The organism is Burkholderia sp. ZZQ-2 (assembly GCF_050768715.1).
GTDB lineage: Bacteria > Pseudomonadota > Gammaproteobacteria > Burkholderiales > Burkholderiaceae > Burkholderia > Burkholderia cepacia.
The window spans coordinates 1-16,119 of sequence record NZ_LDVA01000115.1; the positions used below are offsets into that span (position 1 = coordinate 1).

The window sequence follows — 16,119 nt, forward strand, 5'->3', positions numbered from 1 at the left end:
CACGCCCCCTCGGGCGACTCCCGGTTCCGCTTGACCGGACGATCCGCGATCATTGCCGCATGCGTGCACCGCCGCGTAACATGGAGGCCGCCGCCAGACGCCGCACGCCCCATCCACTGGAGATCGACATGACAACCGGCCTCGATATCGCCCAGCCCGCCTGGTTCTTCGACTTCGTGTCGCCGTTCTCCTACCTGCTCCTCGAACAGCACGACAAGTGGCCGGACGTGCCGTTCGAACCCGTCGCCGTGTCGCTGCCCGACCTGCAGCGGCACTGGGGGCAGCGCCCCAGCGCCGACGTGCCGGCCAAGCGCGTGTTCACGTACCGTCACGCGCTGTTCCGCGCCGAGCAGCTCGGCATCCGCTTCAAGATGCCGCCCGCGCACCCGTTCGAGTCCGACAAGGTGCTGCGCCTCGCGATCGCGCTGCGCGCCGACATCGCGACCGTGCTGGAGATGTTCCGCTTCATCTGGCGCGACGGCAACGATCCGTCGACGCCGGAAGGGTTCGCGGCATTGTGCGAGCGGGTCGGCGTCGGCCACGGCGACGAGCTGATCGAATTCGAGGAGACCGCCGCGCAACTGGCACGCAACAACGCCGACGCGATCGCGCTCGGGGTGTTCGGCGTGCCGACGTTCTGGATGAACCAGCAGCTGTTCTGGGGCGAGGATGCGCTGCCGATGGTGCTGTACTGCGCGCGCACGCCGAACTGGCTCGAATCGCGCGAGGTCAAGCGGATCAGCGCGCTGCCGAAGGGCCGCGCGTGATGGCCGGTATCACGCACGGCAACGCGCGATTACGGTAACGTTACGCGTCACCCGAATCACCCCCACCGATGGAAGACGACGACCGTACCGCCTCGCTCGATATCTGGCTCGTGCGTGTGCTGCGCACGCTGCTGCTCGAGCGCAGCGTCACGCAGGCCGCGCTGCGGCTGAACCAGACCCAGCCCGCGATCAGCACCGCGCTGCGCAAGCTGCGCGAGACGCTGAACGACCCGATCCTCGTGCGCGGCAAATCCGGCATGGTGCCGACCGAATACGGCGCGTCGCTGCTCGAGGCCGCGCAGCGCGCGCTGCGCGAGGTCGATTTCATCGCGACGCCGCACGGCGACTTCGATCCGTCGTCCGCACGGCGCACGTTCCGCGTCGCCGCGCCCGATTACCTGAACGATTTCTTCATGCCGACGCTGATCGAGCGCTTTCGCGACGCGGCGCCGCATGCGCACCTGGAAATCGATTCGCTGAATCCCGCGCTCGATCACGCGGGCGCGCTCGAATCCGGCGCGCTCGATCTCGTGATCGGCAACTGGCCGAAGCCCGACCCGCAGTTCGCACGCCAGGACCTGTTCTCCGACACGATCGTGTGCCTGATGCGCGATGCGCACCCGCTTGCGCGCGGGCCGCTCACGCGCGAAGCGTACGCGTCGGCCGCGCACGTCGCGCCGACGCCGTACACCGGCGACAAGCGCAACGCGATCGAGATCGGCCTTGCCCGCGCGCACCTCACGCGGCGCATCGTGACGACGCTTCCGTACTTCGGGATCGTGCCGCAGGTGCTGCTGCAATCGGACCTGATCTTCACGACGACGCGCCGCTTCGCGACGCATTACGCGCAGTTGCTGCCGCTCGTCGTCGTCACGCCGCCGGTGCCGTTTCCGCGAATCAAGAGCTACCTGCTCACGCATCCGCAACCCGACCGGCCAACCGACATCGCGTGGCTGTGCGCGCTGATGCAGAGCGTGTCCGACGAGCTGACGGTCGCCCGCGGCCGCAAGCGCTGAGCTGAGCTGAGCTGAGCCGGCGCGGCCGTTCAGACCGTTCAGACCGTTCAGACCGTTCAGCCGTTCAGCCGTTCAGCCGTTCAGCCGTTCAGCCGTTCAGGCCGTACAGAAGGTTTCCTGCAGATGGGCCCAGCGCACGACGCCCGCCGCGTCGCGTTCGAACACGGCGGTCGCGCGGCGCGCGGGCAGCTCGCCCGAGGCCGCGTGCTGCGCCTCGAGATAGGTGAGCGTCGCATGCGACGCGTCGGCGGCGAGCACGCGGATGTCCGACAGCGTGATGCGCAGCCCCGGCTTCGCGCCGGCGAGCTTCGCGAACAGCGCGTGCGTGCCGTCGTGGTCGACCTCGCGGCCGTCGGTCAGGATCATCGTGAAATCGGCGGAGAACGAAGCGAGCAGCGCGTCGAGCGCCCCGGGCGCGGTATCGACGCCGGACAGCCAGCGCTCGATGGCGACGAGGCTCGCATCGAGCGTGTCGAGATAAACCTGGTGATCGGACATGGTGCGTGCACGGTAAGGCGCGGCCCGGTGCCGCGCGTCGTCGTGCAGTGTATGCAAAAACGCGCGGCCATGCGCTGGCCGCGCGGTGCTACCGCGCGCAGGACACGTCGTCGCGCGCACGCCCCGCCGCGGCGGCCTTCACGTCCGCCACCGGCATGCCCGAGCGCGCCTGCAGCAGCTCCGCGCAGACGGCCACCGCGATCGCGCCCGGCGTCTTGTCGACGATGCCCGCGACACCGATCGGGCACACCATCTCGACGAGCCGCGCCGGATCGACGCCGCGCGCGGCAAGGCGGCGCTCGAACTTCACGCGCTTGGTGCGCGAGCCGATCATCCCGAAGTACGCATAGTCGCGCCGCCGCATGATCTGCGCGGCGAGCGAGAAGTCGAGCGCGTGGTTGTGCGTCATCACGAGGAAATATGCGCCGGGCGGCGCAGCGTCGACGACGGCCTCCGGCGTGTCGGTCGGCTCCGGCTGCACGTTCGGCGGACATTCGTCCGGAAACAGCTCGTCGCGCGTGTCGACCCACTGCACGACGCACGGCAGCGCGCCGAGCAGCGTGACGAGCGCGTGACCGACGTGCCCGGCGCCGAACAGCACGATGTGCATCGGCGCCGGCGTGCCGCTCGCGCGGTTGCGCTGGCCGGTGCCCTGCGCGAACGCCGGGGGCGGCGCGGTGCGAAGCGAGCGTGCGGGGCCGTTCATGTCAGCCTCCACCGGGCCGCCCCAAGGAGGCTGACCGCCCCCATCGAAAGCAGCGAACGAAGCGAGCGCGGGAGCCGTTTCATCTCAGCCTGCCTGACCGGCGCGCGCCGCACGCACCGCGCTGACCGCGCGCAGGATCGACTCGCCGGTGGCCGGCGCGTCGAGCGGCGGGTTCACCTGGTAGTCGCCGACCGCGGCCACCGCGTCGCGCACCGCGAAGAACACCGAGAAGGGCAGCAGCAGCGGCGGCTCGCCGACGGCCTTCGAACGGTGGATGCTGTCCTCGACGTTGCGGTTCTTGAACAGCTGCACGTTGAACTCGGGCGGCGTGTCGTTCACCGTCGGGATCTTGTACGTCGACGGCGCATGCGTCATCAGCTTGCCGCCCTTGTTCCACCACAGCTCCTCGGTCGTCAGCCAGCCCATCCCCTGGATGAACGCGCCTTCGACCTGGCCGATGTCGAGCGCCGGGTTCAGCGATGCGCCCACGTCGTGCAGCGCATCGACGCGCAGCGTGCGCATCTCGCCCGTCAGCGTGTCGATCACGACTTCCGACACGGCCGCGCCGTACGAGTAGTAGTAGAACGGCCGACCCTGCAGCTTCGACTGATCCCAGTACAGCTTCGGCGTCGCGTAGAAGCCGTCGGACCACAGCTGCACGCGCGCGAGGTACGCCTTCGCGACCACGTCGCCGAACGGCACGCCGTTGCCGCCGACCCACACGAAGTCGTTGCCGAACTTCACGTCGGCCGCATCGACCTTGCCGTCGCCGAACTGCTTCGCCGCGAACACCGCGAGCCGCTCGCGCAGCTGGCGCGCCGCATCCTGCGCGGCCTTGCCGTTCAGGTCGGAGCCCGTGGAAGCGGCCGTCGCGGACGTGTTCGCGACCTTGCTGGTGTCGGTCGCCGTCACGCGGACCCGGCCGAAGCGGATGCCGAGCTCGTGCGCGACGACCTGCGCGACCTTCGTGTTGAGCCCCTGCCCCATCTCCGTGCCGCCGTGGTTCACGAGCACCGAGCCGTCGGTATAGATGTGCACCAGCGCGCCGGCCTGGTTGAAGTGCGTGACGTTGAACGCGATACCGAACTTCACCGGCGTGAGCGCGATGCCCTTCTTCAGCACCGTGTTGCGCGCGTTGAATTCCCGCACGCCCGCGCGCCGCGCGCGGTAGTCGCTCGTCGCCTCGAGTTCGCCGAGCAGCTCCTGCAGCACGTTGTCCTCGACCGTCTGCCCGTACGGCGTCACGTTGCGTTCGGTCTTGCCGTACAGGTTCGCGTAGCGCACGTCGAGCGGATCGCGATCGAGCGAACGCGCGATGTCGTCGAGGATGTACTCGATCGCGAACGCGCCCTGCGGGCCGCCGAAGCCGCGGAACGCGGTGTTCGACTGCGTGTTGGTCTTGCCGCAGTAGCCGGCGATGTTCACGTCGCCGAGCCAGTACGCGTTGTCGAAATGGCATACCGCGCGCGTCATCACCGGGCCCGACAGGTCGGCCGAGAAGCCGCAGCGCGACGTCATGTCGAGCGCGACGCCGTCGATGCGGCCGTCGTCGTCGTAACCGACGTCGAAGCGGTAATGGAAGTCGTGGCGCTTGCCGGTGATCATCATGTCGTCGTCGCGATCCGGACGCAGCTTCACCGGGCACAGCAGCTTCCACGCGGCGAGCGCCGCGCAGCACGCGAACAGGCCCGACTGCGATTCCTTGCCGCCGAACCCGCCGCCCATCCGGCGGCATTCGACGAGCACGTTGTGCGACGCGACGCCGAGCACGTGCGCGACGAGGTGCTGCATCTCGCTCGGGTGCTGCGTCGAGCAGTACACGTGCATCCCGTCGTCGTCCTTCGGCACCGCGTACGCGATCTGCCCTTCGAGGTAGAACTGCTCCTGGCCGCCGAGCAGCATTTCGCCCGACTCGCGGTGCGGCGCGACGGCGAGCCGTGCGGCCGCGTCGCCGCGCGCGAGCTTCAGCGGCGGGATCACGTAGGTTTCGGCCGCGCGCGCTTCCTGCGCGGTGAGAATCGCCGGCAACTCCTCGTAGTCGACCTGTGCGCGGCGCGCGGCGAGCCGCGCGGTTTCGTGCGACGTCGCGACGACGATGAACATCGGCTGGCCGACGAACTGCACGATGCCCTTCGCGAGCACCGGGTCGTCGTGGATGATCGGGCCGCAATCGTTGACGCCCGGGATGTCGTCGGCCGTGAACACGGCGACCACGCCCGGCGTCGCGCGCACCGCGTCGAAGTTCATCGACACGATCTTCGCGTGCGGCTTCGCCGACAGGCCGAGCGCCGCGTGCAGCGTGCCCGCGACGATCGGGATGTCGTCGGTGTAGGTGGCACGTCCGCTGACGTGCAGGTGCGCGGATTCGTGCGCGCGCGAGACGTGGACCTGCGCGGCGTCGGCTTGCGGATCGAGGGTGTTCAGGAACGGTTCTGCTTGCTGGTTCATGTTCGGGGTTCTCCGTCTTCAGACGCGCGCCGCGTCGGCGCCGGTTTCGGCGGCCACTTCACGCACATTCAGGGCTTGCGGCGGCAGCGGGTCGTGCGGGCGCGTCTCCAGCCAGAATCGGTACATCAGGTTCTTCGCGGTATCGAGGCGATACGTGCTCGTCGCGCGCATGTCGGACAGCGGCTGGTAGTCGCGCTCGAGCGCCTGCATCGCGGCCTGCGCGGTGGCTTCGTGCCACGTCGCGCCGTCGAGCAGGCTTTCCGTGTGCGTCGCGCGCTTCGGCGTCGCGGCCATCCCGCCGAACGCGATGCGCGGCTCGCGGATCGTGTCGCCGTCCGCGATGAACGCGAACGCCGCGCACACGGCCGAGATGTCGGAGTCGAACCGCTTCGACAGCTTGTACGTGCGGAACTGCAGCTTCTCGCGCGCGCCGGTGCGGGTCGGCACCTTCAGGCCGACGACGAATTCGTGCGGCGCCACGTCCTTCTGCTGGTAGCCCGTGTACAGCGCCTCGAGCGGCAGCTCGCGCACCGTGTCGCCGCCGCGCAGCACCACGCGCGCGCCGAGCGCGATCAGGCCCGGCATCGAATCGCCGATCGGCGAGCCGTTCGCGACGTTGCCGCCGATCGTGCCGGCATTGCGGATCGGCAGCGACGCGAAGCGCTTCCACATTTCGGTCAGCTCCGGATACGTGCCGGCCAGCGCCGCATACCCGTTCTCGACCGTCACGCCCGCACCGATCTCGATCCAGTCGTCGCCGTGCACGACGCGCTGCAGTTCGGCGATCTGGCCGACGTAGATCAGGTCGTCGAGCCGGCGCATCTGCTTCGTGACCCACAAGCCGATGTCGGTGCTGCCCGCCAGAATGCGCGCGTCGGGCCGCTCGACCTTCAGCGCGGCCAGCGCATCGAGCGTGCGCGGCGCCGCGAAGCGCGCGCCGTCGAGCGTCGTGTAGTCGAACGTGTCGTCGCGCTTGAGCGACGCGAGCGTGCGGGCCAGCGCGGCCGTGTCGACCGGCGCCGACGGCGCCGGCCCATCGAACATCTGCACGGCCGCGTCGACGATCGGCCGGTAGCCGGTGCAGCGGCACAGGTTGCCGGTCAGCGCATCGGCGATCTCGGTGCGCGTCGGTACGTCCTTCGCCTTCGCGCACGCGCTGCCGCAGCCTTCGTGGCCGTGCTTCTCGTACAGCGCCCACATCGACATCACGAAGCCCGGCGTGCAGAACCCGCATTGCGAACCGTGGCAGTCGACCATCGCCTGCTGCACCGGATGCAGCTCGCCGTCCGGCTGACGCAGGTCCTCGACCGTCAGCAGCGCCTTGCCGTCGAGCGTCGGCAGGAACTGGATGCATGCGTTGACGGCCTTGAACTCGACCGCGCCGGTGTCGGTCAGCTCGCCGACGACGACCGTGCATGCGCCGCAGTCGCCTTCCGCGCAGCCTTCCTTGGTGCCGGTGCAATGCGCGTCCTCGCGCAGGTATTGCAGCACGGTGCGGGTGACGTCCGCGCCGCTGACTTCGCGGATCGCGTGACGATGGTAGAAGCGGATCGGCTCACTCATGTCTCGAGGGTTCTTCAAATGGGGGGCAAGGCGGCCTGCGCAGTGCGCTCGACCGACGTTTTTCTGACAGTTTGCACGCTATCACCATCAAATTTCGCAACCCATAGCCCATCACGCATGGGGCCCATATAACTGCCGCGATATGAACGCCTGGGAACGCCGGGGCCGCCCGCCGCCCTTTCCGCACTGTGCCCTGCACCCGTTCCCGACGCCTTCGACACCGTCCGCCATCGTCAAAAACGGGGCGCGATTAACTAAATGGTACCTGCGTGAAAACCGGTTCCATGGGAAAATCCCGATTCCCTTTTTCGCCGCCTTCCGTTCGTTTCGTTCATTCGTTCCGACCCCATGTCAACCGATTCCGCCACACCGCCGCGCAGCGGGTTCGCGGTCACGCTGCAAATCGTGTCCGTCGTCTGCTTCACGTTCATCTGCTACCTGACCATCGGCCTGCCGCTCGCGGTGCTGCCGGGCTTCGTCCATGACGACCTCGGTTTTTCCGCGATCGTCGCGGGCGGCGCGATCAGCGTCCAGTATTTCGCGACGCTCGCATCGCGGCCGCTCGCGGGGCGCTTCGCCGATACGCTCGGGCCGAAGCAGACGGTGCTGCGCGGGCTGGTCGGCTGCGGGGTGTCGGGCGTGCTGCTGCTCGTCGCGCTGCTGCTCGCGCACTGGCCGGTCGCGAGCCTCGTGCTGCTGGTCGCGAGCCGGCTCGTGCTCGGCGTCGGCGAGAGCCTGTGCGGCACCGGCGCGATCCTGTGGGGCATCGGCCGGGTCGGCGTCACGCACAACGCGAAGGTCATCTCGTGGAACGGAATCGCCACCTACGGCGCACTCGCGCTCGGCGCGCCGGTCGGCGTCGCGATCGCGCATACGCTGAATCCGGCGCTGATCGGCGTGATCGTGATCGCGCTCGCCGCGACCGGCTTCTATCTCGCGCGCCTGATCGATTCCGTACCGCTCGTGCACGGCGAGCGGATGTCGTATGCGAGCGTGTTCACGCGCGTGCTGCCGCACGGCCTCGGCCTCGCGCTCGGCTCGGCAGGCTTCGGCTCGATCGCCACCTTCGTCACGCTGTACTACGCGGCGCGCCACTGGCCGAACGCCGCGCTGTCGCTGACCGTGTTCGGCACGCTGTTCATCGGCGCGCGCCTGCTGTTCGCGAACACGATCAAGACGTACGGCGGCTTCCGCGTCGCGATCGTGTCGTTCGCGTTCGAATGCTCGGGCCTCGTGCTGCTGTGGCTCGCGCCCGTGCCGCACGTCGCGCTCGTCGGCGCCGCGCTGACGGGCTTCGGCTTCGCGCTGATCTTCCCGGCACTCGGCGTCGAGGCCGTCGCGCTCGTGCCGCCCGCGAGCCGCGGCGCGGCGCTGTCCGCGTACTCGGTGTTCCTCGACCTGTCGCTCGGCATCACGGGCCCGCTCGCCGGCTATGTCGCGGGCGCGTTCGGTTATCCGCAGGTGTTCCTGTTCGCGGCGGTGGCCGCCGCCGCGGGCGTCGCGCTGTCGATGGTGCTGTACCAGCGGCAGGCGCGGGTTGCGGAGAGCGGCGCGGCGGCATGAGCGCCCGGGCCGCGGGATATCGCGCGAGCCCTCGTTCCGACGAAAGGCCGCGCGGGGCCATTCGTCGGCGTCCGGCGAGACACGGCTTGACGTGACTTAACGCGGCAGTATGTTGAAGTCCCGCAGCACGCGGGCAGCGTCGACGTGGCGCCGGAACGGCACGGCGCGCTCGAGCATGAGCTTCGGTTCGGCACGATCGAAAAGCACGAGCGCTTCCGACGTGTTGAGATGGCGAGACATATACAGAAAACCGTCGACCCGGCGGCCATGCCCGTGCACGGCGAGCGACCATTGCTGCGGGATGTCGTACGGTACGACGGTCGACAGCGCGCCGTCGCCACCAAGGTTTTTCAGCGGCAAGCCGTGCAGGACGGCCACCGTCAGCGGCGAACCGGTAAACGACAGCACGAACCGCTCAAGCTCCGTCGTCACGAGCGGAAAGCCGCCAACGGCGAGATCGGCGACTTCGTCGTGCAGCACCGTCTCGGCGAACGCACAGTGCAGGTCGAAACCGAAATAGCTGGTGCCATACCGGCGCCGCTTGCGCGGGTCGTCGAAACGGTTGCCGCCCGACTTGCCGAAGTACGGCTCCCCCGTCTCGTATCGGGAAACGCGCACCAGCGCCGCCGGCGGAATCGTTCGCGTAACCAGCGTCGCATTCGCGAAGTGTTCGCTCGGTGGCCTCAACGTCAACCGCGCCTCCTAGCGTTCCGCGAACGCCGCCGCGGCACGCTCGACCTCGGCAAGCTTCCCCTGCGACAGCGCCTTCAGCGGCGTGACGTTGCCGAGGGACGCCTTGGGCGTCGTGAAGAATTGCCATTTGCTCCACCCCGGCAAACCACCCAGGCATTGCGTCACCTTCCCGAGCGTCTTGCGATCGATATCGCCCGTCAGATAAAAGGCCGGGTAGTACTGCGCCGCCCCCACGTCGACCGCGAAGATGCGCCCCGACACGACCGCCTTGCTGAGCGCCTGCCGTGTCATGCCGAGCCCCGCCCAGATCTCCGCGGCCGGCAGCAGCGCGCCCTTCGCGACGAGCGCCCGCCGTTCGGCCAGCGCGCGCTGCTCGAAATCGGCGGCCGCGGCATCCGCGCGGGCCGCCGGCCTCGCAGGCTGTTTCCTGCGAACGGGCGGTTGCCTGTCGCGGGTCGCGGCGGCAGCGATGCCGAACGTGATCGTGCCGGCCAGATCGATGACCTGGGCGATGCCGACCTTGAACAAGTGCCCCAGCTGTTCGTCCGACAGCCTGAGCAGCGCCCGGGCCCGATCGGGCCCGAGCATGGTCGCGGCGCCGACGGCGCTGCGCAGCGCCTCCTCGGTCTCGACATCGAGAACCGCAGCCACGCCTTCAAGCGCATGAGCCTGCCTGACCATCGCTACCTCCTTGCACGACCGGAAGCTCGAGACTAGGCCCGATTCGAAACCAAGTCAACCATGACAACCAAACTGACGACCGGGCAGGCGACATCGGGCCGCCCCCTCATCCGTCACGCCGTCCTCGGAAACAGCCTCCGCGTCAGGTCGAACGCGACCAGGTTGCCGGCCACCACCAGCAGCAGCCCGACCACCGCGAGCGGCGACCACTGGTAACCCTCGAACACCGTCGACACTGCCAGCGCGACGATCGGGAACAGCACCGTGCAGTACGCGGCACGCTCCGGCCCGATCCGGCCGACGAGGGTCAGATAGGCGGTAAAGCCGATCACCGAGCCCGGCACGGCCAGGTAGACGAGCGCGCCGAGATAACGCGGGCTCGTGTCGAGCGTGAACGGCAAGCCGGCCGCTGCGCTGCCGACGGTCAGGATCGCCGCGCCGATCAGCATCGCCCAGCCGTTGGTCGCGAGCGGGTGCAGCCCCATCGACTGCATCCGGCTCGACAGCAGGTTGCCGGCCGAGAAGCACATCGTGCCCGCCAACGCGATCGCGAGCCCCGTCCAGGTCGCGTGGTCGTCGAGATGGCCGGCCATCTGCTGCCAGAACAGGCACGCGATGCCGGTCAGGCCGAGCAGCGCGCCGGCGATCGCCGACGGCCGCAGCGGGCGGCCCATGAACAGCCGGCCGTTGATCGAATTCAACAGCGGCGCGGTCGAGAAGATCACCGCGACGAGGCCGCTCGGTACGACCTGTTCCGCGTAGTAGAAGCACAGGAAGTTCAGGCAGAACAGCGCGAAGCCCTGCGCCAGCAGGAAACGCCACGCTTCACGCGGCGGGCGCACCGGCCGGCGCATCACGCGCAGCAGCGCGAACAGCACGGCGGCCGCGAGCCAGAAGCGCCAGGCGATCGACACGGGCGGCGGCACGGAGCCGAGCTGCCACTTGATCGCGATCCAGGTGGTGCCCCAGATCAGCACGGTGACGAAATAAAGCGACAGGTTCATGGCGGCAACGATCCAAAAAAGCGGGTGAAACGGGACTCCGACTATGCCGCCGCCCGGCGCGCGCCGATTGTCCGGAATTGCGGTCTTTTTCGGGCCGCCGCCCGCGGCGCCGCCCGCCCGCTTATACTCGGCCCATCATGAGCCTCACCCTTTCCGCGCCCCCCATCGACCACCCCGCCGCCCTGGCCGGCGGCGATCTGCCGTTCGGCCTGCAGTCGGTCTGCCGCACGCTCGCCGACGCGAACGCGACGCTCGAGCGCTTCGCGTGGCTAGGCGATCATCTCGCGATCGCCGAATGGACACGGATCACCGACGAAAGCGAGACGATCTACGAGCAGCCGGGCCACCACACGCTGTCGTGCTACCTCGACGGCGGCTACCAGACGGAACGCCAGCGCGTGCCGCGCTACGGCGCGCCGAGCCTGCTGTGCGCGCTGCCGGGCGATCACGAATCGCGCTGGTGGGTGCGCGGCGAGATGCACTTCATCCACCTGTATTTCCTGCCCGAGCACTTCACGCAGCGCGCGATCCGCGAACTCGACCGCGAGCCGCGCGAGCTGAAGCTCGCCGACCGCACTTACTTCGAGGATGCGCGCGTCGCCTCCCTGCTCCGCTCGCTCGCGCTGGACGGCTGGGACGATGCCGACGAGCGGCTGCGCGTGAACGAGACCGCGCACGAGGTGCTGAGCCTGCTGCTGCGCGGGCAGAGCACGACCCGCACCGACACGTCGTTCCGCGGCGGGCTCGCGCCGGCCGTGCGCCGCCGTGTGCGCGACTACATCGACACGTACCTGACGCAACCGCTGACGCTCGGCGAACTCGCCGACGTCGCCGCGCTGTCGGAGTACCACTTCTCGCGGATGTTCCGGTTGTCGTTCGGCCGGGCGCCGCACGCGTGGGTGGCCGAGCAACGGCTGGCGCGGGCGCGCGAGCTGTTGCGCACGACGGCGCTGCCGCTCGCGCAGATCGCGGCCGACTGCGGCTATGCGAACGCCGGCCACTTCAGCCATCGCTTCCGCGACGCTCACGGTACGACGCCGATTACCTACCGGCGTGCGATGCAGGGCCGCTGAGCGCGGCCCCGTCGCGGCTTACGCGCCGCGTCGCGACAGTTCCTGTTCGAGCGCCGCGACGCCGGCCGGCAGGTCGACCGGCACCTTCAGGTCGACCATCGTGCGGCCGAACGCATGCAGCGTACGAAACAGGTTGTGCTCACGGCACTGCTCGCCCATCTGTCCGATCCGCACGATCGGCAACCCGAACGAGCCCGAGATCTCGACCTGGTACTGCTTCGAGATGTGGCCGCAGACCATCCCCGGCGTCAGCCCTTCCGGCGTCTCGATCCCGACGACCGAGTTCAGCCGGCAATCCTTCGGCGCATAGAGCTTGAGCCCCATCGACTCGACGCCGGCCTGCAGCGCGAGCGAGCAGCGCAGGTGGCGCGCGAAGCGGCTTTCGAGCGTCTCCGCGCAGACGAGCCGCAGCGCTTCGTGCAGCGCGAGCACGCCCGACACGGGCGCCGTGTAGTGATAGCCCGCGTTGTGCCAGAAATTCTCCGCGAGCGCCATGTCGAGGCACCAGTGCGCGTTCGGTTCGGGGCGCTGCTTCATCCGGTTCCACGCGGCGTCGGAGAACGCGATCAGCGACACGCCCGGGATCGACGACAGCCCCTTCTGGCCGCCGGTGATCACTGCGTCGATGCCCCACGCGTCCATCTCGAGCGGCATCGTCGACAGCGTGCACACCGCGTCGACCACGACCAGCGCACCGGCCGCCTTCGCGAGCGCCGCGATGTCGCGCAGGTCGCGGTTCCACACGGTGTTCGACGTCTCGCCCTGCACGATCGTGACGATCTCGGGCCGCTCGCGCGCGATCGCGTCCGCGATCTCGTCGAGGCTCGCGACCGCGCGATCGGCCACTTCGAGCGTCGCGACGTCGGCCCCGACGCGCGTGGCCATCTCGGCCATCCGCGCGCTGAAGAAGCCATTGCGGATCGACAGCACGCGGGTACCGCGCCACGCGAGGTTCGAGATCGCCATTTCCATCGCGGCCGAACCGGGGCCCGCGACGCCGAGCACCCACTTCGTGCGGGTCTGGAACACGTAGCGCGCCATCTCCTTCACCTGCTCGATGATCTTCGCCATCGTCGCGCCGAGGTGGTTGATCACGATCGTGTTCGCCTTCGCGACGGCGGCCGGGATCGGAACCGGGCCGGCCCCCATCATCAGCAGCGGTTCTTCGGGCAGGATCGCGTCGAGCGGCACGACGACGGGACAGGGAATCGGCGAGTAATCGATGGACATGGCAGGTAAAAGGTGAGGAAAGGAAGTGCACGGACGCTCGCCGCGCAGCATGGCGAACTGATCGATCATTCCGTGTTCCGCCGCCTCGCGCAAGAGGCACGCACGGCCGGACAGCGCAACGCTGGCCCGGTCGCCGGACCGGGCCAGCCAGCCGTGCGCGTGCCGCACGCCAGCCATTCGAAATGAGAAACGATTGCGGGCCGGGTTGTGAAACGGTTCCATTCGTACGCCAGGCGCCCGATTTTCTCCGTCAATAACACAACGAATCGTCGAAACCGCCGGTTCAACGCGACTTCTGTATCAAAAAAATAGACCGAATCCGCCCTAAAAATCGCTTCACGGAATCCGGCACGCAAAACAGACGTGCGGCCCCAAAAAACATCCATTACTTCTGCATGTATTGGGGCACGCTTTCCCTCAATACCGGAACAAGCGTGCCAGAATAGCGATCAACCCCTTGATTAACATAGGAAATACTCGAACAACCGCGCTTACTCTAATACCCTGCCGTCTTTGAACGGCAGGCATCGATACAGCACCGCGTTTAACGCGTTACTCCCTATTTCGATTTTCCGCAACCCGCCCCTTTTCTCAGGTTGACGGATATCGCTTCTGTATTGAACAATCGTCTGCGGAATCGAAAAAAACGATTTTTCGATACGAAGGAAAACTGGGTGCCGCGCGATACGCTTTCGAGGTTGCGCGGCGAAAAGCATCAACCATAATCAATCAACCGGGCCAGAAATACGCAAGCCATGAACCAGATTCAGACCATGCGTGTATTCGTCTGCGTCGCCGAGCAGCAGAGCTTCCGGCGCGCGGCGCACCATCTCGGCGTGTCCAATGCACTCGTCACGCGTTCGATCGCGATGCTCGAGGGCCACCTGAACACACGGCTGATCCACCGCACCACGCGCAACCTGTCGCTTACCGAGGCCGGCGTGCGCTACCTCGACGGGTGCCGTGCGCTGCTCGAGGAATTCGACCACCTCGAATCGTCCGTCGCGCATGCCGTGCGCGAACCGGCCGGCACGCTGCGCGTCGTCGCGTCGGGCCTGCTGTCGCCGCTTGCACTGACGCCGCTCGTCAGCAGCTTCCGGCACCGCTACCCCGAGTTGCGCGTGCAGCTGACCGTCTCCGAGGGGCCGCTCGACGTGCTCGATTCGGGTTACGACGTCGGCATCGTCACGGGCAACCGGCTCGACGGCAACCCGACGCTGATCGGCCACGCGCTCGCGCCGAACCCGTTCGTCGCGTGCGCGGCACCGGCCTATCTCGAGCGACGCGGCGAGCCGCGCTTGCCCGACGACCTGCCGGGCCACGACTGGGTCACGCTCGCATCGCACCAGCATGCGCCCGCGTGGCAACTGGTCGGCCACGACGGCATCGCGCATTCCGTCACGGTGCGCCCGACCTGCACGGTCAACCAGCTCGCGCTCGTCCAGGCGGCCGCCGTGGCCGGCGCCGGCATCGCGGTGCTGCCCGAGCCGTGCGTCGCCGGCGCGCTCGCGAGCGGCACGCTCGTGCGGCTGATGGCCGGCTACCGGATCGACGATCCTGACACGCAACTGTCGCTCGTCTACCCGAACCGCCAGTACGTACCGGCCCGCACGCGCAGCTTCGTCGAGCACGCGCTCGACCACTTCAGTGCGCAGCCGGCCCGCGAACGAACCGACTACGGCTTCCTGCGGCCGCCGCGCGGGCCCGACCGCTCCGACATCGTCACGGGCCTGCAGTAAACTGCGCGCGTCAGCCTTCGGAGGTGCAGCGTGCGCGTGATCCTGTTCAGCAGCCGGCAGTACGACGACGATTCGTTCGCTGCCGCCAACCGGCAGTTCGGCTATCGGCTGCACTTCCAGCCGTCGCACCTCGACGCGGAAACCGCGATCCTCGCGCACGGTTATGAGGTCGTCTGCCCGTTCGTCAACGACACCGTCGACGCGGCCGTGCTCGAACGGCTGGCCGACGGCGGCACGCGCCTGATCGCGCTGCGCTCGGCGGGCTTCAACCATGTCGACCTGGCCGCCGCCGAGCGGCTCGGCATCACGGTCGTGCGCGTGCCCGCCTATTCGCCGCACGCGGTGGCCGAGCACGCGGTCGCGCTGATCCTCGCGCTCAACCGCCGCCTGCCGCGCGCGGTCGCGCGCACCCGCGAAGGCGACTTCTCGCTGAACGGCCTGCTCGGCTTCGACTTGCACGGCAAGACCGTCGGCGTGATCGGTACCGGCATCATCGGCAGCGTGTTCGCGAAGATCATGATGGGCTTCGGGATGCATGTGCTCGCGCACTCGGTGCCGCCGTACAACGACGAACTGATCGCGTTCGGCGCGCGTTATGTCGAGCTCGACGAGCTGCTGCACCACGCCGACATCGTCAGCCTGCACTGCCCGCTGCTGCCGTCGACGCACCACCTGATCAACGAACGGACGCTCGCGCGGATGAAGCATGGCGCGATGCTGATCAACACCGGGCGCGGCGGCCTCGTCGATGCGCAGGCGCTGGTCGATGCGCTCAAGAGCGGCCAGCTCGGCCATCTCGGGCTCGACGTGTACGAAGAGGAAAGCGGGCTCTTCTTCGAGGATCACTCCGACCTGCCGCTGCAGGACGACGTGCTCGCCCGCCTGCTGACGTTCCCCAACGTGATCGTCACGTCCCACCAGGCGTTCTTCACGCGCGAAGCGCTGGCCGAGATCGCGCACACGACGCTGCTGAACATCGAGGCGTGGCATGCGGGCACGCCGCAGAACGTCGTGACAGCGAATCGCTGACAAACCGACGAAAACGGCTCATTTGACGGTTGCCGGCGCCACCGCAATCGTTTGCTTGTGGCCGTCGCCGCAAACGAAGCGAGTTTCATCAACAATTTCGCGCTTTGTT

Annotated in this window: 14 protein-coding genes; 6 read left to right on the top strand and 8 right to left on the bottom strand. The window is 68.3% G+C overall.

Going from position 1 to position 16,119, the window contains the following annotated elements; genetic code table 11:
• The first annotated feature begins 128 nt into the window (after positions 1–128).
• Both ABY44_RS06465 and ABY44_RS06470 read left to right on the top strand, forming a co-directional pair.
• Positions 129–767, top strand: a complete 639-nt coding sequence (locus ABY44_RS06465) for a DsbA family protein (protein ID WP_027788237.1) — start codon at positions 129–131, stop codon at positions 765–767.
• Positions 768–835: 68 nt separating this feature from the next.
• The gene (locus ABY44_RS06470; protein ID WP_021157131.1) at positions 836–1,783 is read left to right on the top strand and encodes a LysR family transcriptional regulator; all 948 of its coding nucleotides are present in this window, start codon (positions 836–838) and stop codon (positions 1,781–1,783) included.
• 96 nt (positions 1,784–1,879) lie between these two features.
• Here the strand turns inward: ABY44_RS06470 and ABY44_RS06475 are convergent, their stop codons facing one another.
• The 4 genes from ABY44_RS06475 to xdhA form a co-directional block, all read right to left on the bottom strand.
• Positions 1,880–2,281 carry a nuclear transport factor 2 family protein gene (locus ABY44_RS06475; RefSeq protein WP_431640976.1) on the bottom strand — a complete coding sequence of 134 codons (402 nt, stop codon included), beginning with the start codon at positions 2,279–2,281 and terminating at the stop codon, positions 1,880–1,882.
• An 88-nt stretch (positions 2,282–2,369) separates the two neighbouring features.
• Positions 2,370–2,987: a xanthine dehydrogenase accessory protein XdhC gene (gene xdhC / locus ABY44_RS06480; RefSeq protein WP_027788239.1), complete on the bottom strand. Its 618-nt coding sequence runs from the start codon at positions 2,985–2,987 to the stop codon at positions 2,370–2,372.
• Between the two features lie 84 nt (positions 2,988–3,071).
• The gene (gene xdhB, locus ABY44_RS06485) at positions 3,072–5,435 is read right to left on the bottom strand and encodes a xanthine dehydrogenase molybdopterin binding subunit (RefSeq protein WP_027788240.1); all 2,364 of its coding nucleotides are present in this window, start codon (positions 5,433–5,435) and stop codon (positions 3,072–3,074) included.
• Positions 5,436–5,453: 18 nt separating this feature from the next.
• On the bottom strand, positions 5,454–6,998 hold the full coding sequence (xdhA, locus tag ABY44_RS06490) for a xanthine dehydrogenase small subunit (protein ID WP_431640977.1): 1,545 nt from the start codon (positions 6,996–6,998) through the stop codon (positions 5,454–5,456).
• A 348-nt stretch (positions 6,999–7,346) separates the two neighbouring features.
• Here xdhA and ABY44_RS06495 point away from each other — a divergent pair, with 348 nt between their 5' ends.
• Positions 7,347–8,561: an MFS transporter gene (locus ABY44_RS06495; RefSeq protein WP_059698925.1), complete on the top strand. Its 1,215-nt coding sequence runs from the start codon at positions 7,347–7,349 to the stop codon at positions 8,559–8,561.
• Between the two features lie 96 nt (positions 8,562–8,657).
• Here the strand turns inward: ABY44_RS06495 and ABY44_RS06500 are convergent, their stop codons facing one another.
• The 3 genes from ABY44_RS06500 to ABY44_RS06510 all read right to left on the bottom strand — a co-directional run bounded on the left by ABY44_RS06500 (position 8,658) and on the right by ABY44_RS06510 (position 10,939).
• Positions 8,658–9,254, bottom strand: a complete 597-nt coding sequence (locus ABY44_RS06500) for an RES family NAD+ phosphorylase (RefSeq protein ID WP_060174623.1) — start codon at positions 9,252–9,254, stop codon at positions 8,658–8,660.
• 9 nt (positions 9,255–9,263) lie between these two features.
• Positions 9,264–9,935, bottom strand: a complete 672-nt coding sequence (locus ABY44_RS06505; protein WP_060359556.1) for a hypothetical protein — start codon at positions 9,933–9,935, stop codon at positions 9,264–9,266.
• Positions 9,936–10,048: 113 nt separating this feature from the next.
• The gene (locus ABY44_RS06510) at positions 10,049–10,939 is read right to left on the bottom strand and encodes a DMT family transporter (protein ID WP_027788245.1); all 891 of its coding nucleotides are present in this window, start codon (positions 10,937–10,939) and stop codon (positions 10,049–10,051) included.
• A gap of 137 nt (positions 10,940–11,076) precedes the next feature.
• Between ABY44_RS06510 and ABY44_RS06515 the strand changes: the two genes are divergently transcribed.
• Positions 11,077–12,012: an AraC family transcriptional regulator gene (locus ABY44_RS06515; RefSeq protein WP_027788246.1), complete on the top strand. Its 936-nt coding sequence runs from the start codon at positions 11,077–11,079 to the stop codon at positions 12,010–12,012.
• A gap of 18 nt (positions 12,013–12,030) precedes the next feature.
• Here the strand turns inward: ABY44_RS06515 and ABY44_RS06520 are convergent, their stop codons facing one another.
• Complete coding sequence (locus tag ABY44_RS06520) at positions 12,031–13,242, bottom strand: pyridoxal-phosphate-dependent aminotransferase family protein (RefSeq protein WP_027788247.1); 1,212 nt, start codon at positions 13,240–13,242, stop codon at positions 12,031–12,033.
• A 755-nt stretch (positions 13,243–13,997) separates the two neighbouring features.
• Between ABY44_RS06520 and ABY44_RS06525 the strand changes: the two genes are divergently transcribed.
• Positions 13,998–14,981, top strand: a complete 984-nt coding sequence (locus ABY44_RS06525; protein ID WP_021157144.1) for a LysR family transcriptional regulator — start codon at positions 13,998–14,000, stop codon at positions 14,979–14,981.
• Between the two features lie 30 nt (positions 14,982–15,011).
• Positions 15,012–16,010, top strand: coding sequence for a 2-hydroxyacid dehydrogenase (locus tag ABY44_RS06530; RefSeq protein ID WP_027788249.1), 999 nt, complete (start codon positions 15,012–15,014; stop codon positions 16,008–16,010).
• The last annotated feature ends 109 nt before the right edge of the window (positions 16,011–16,119 follow it).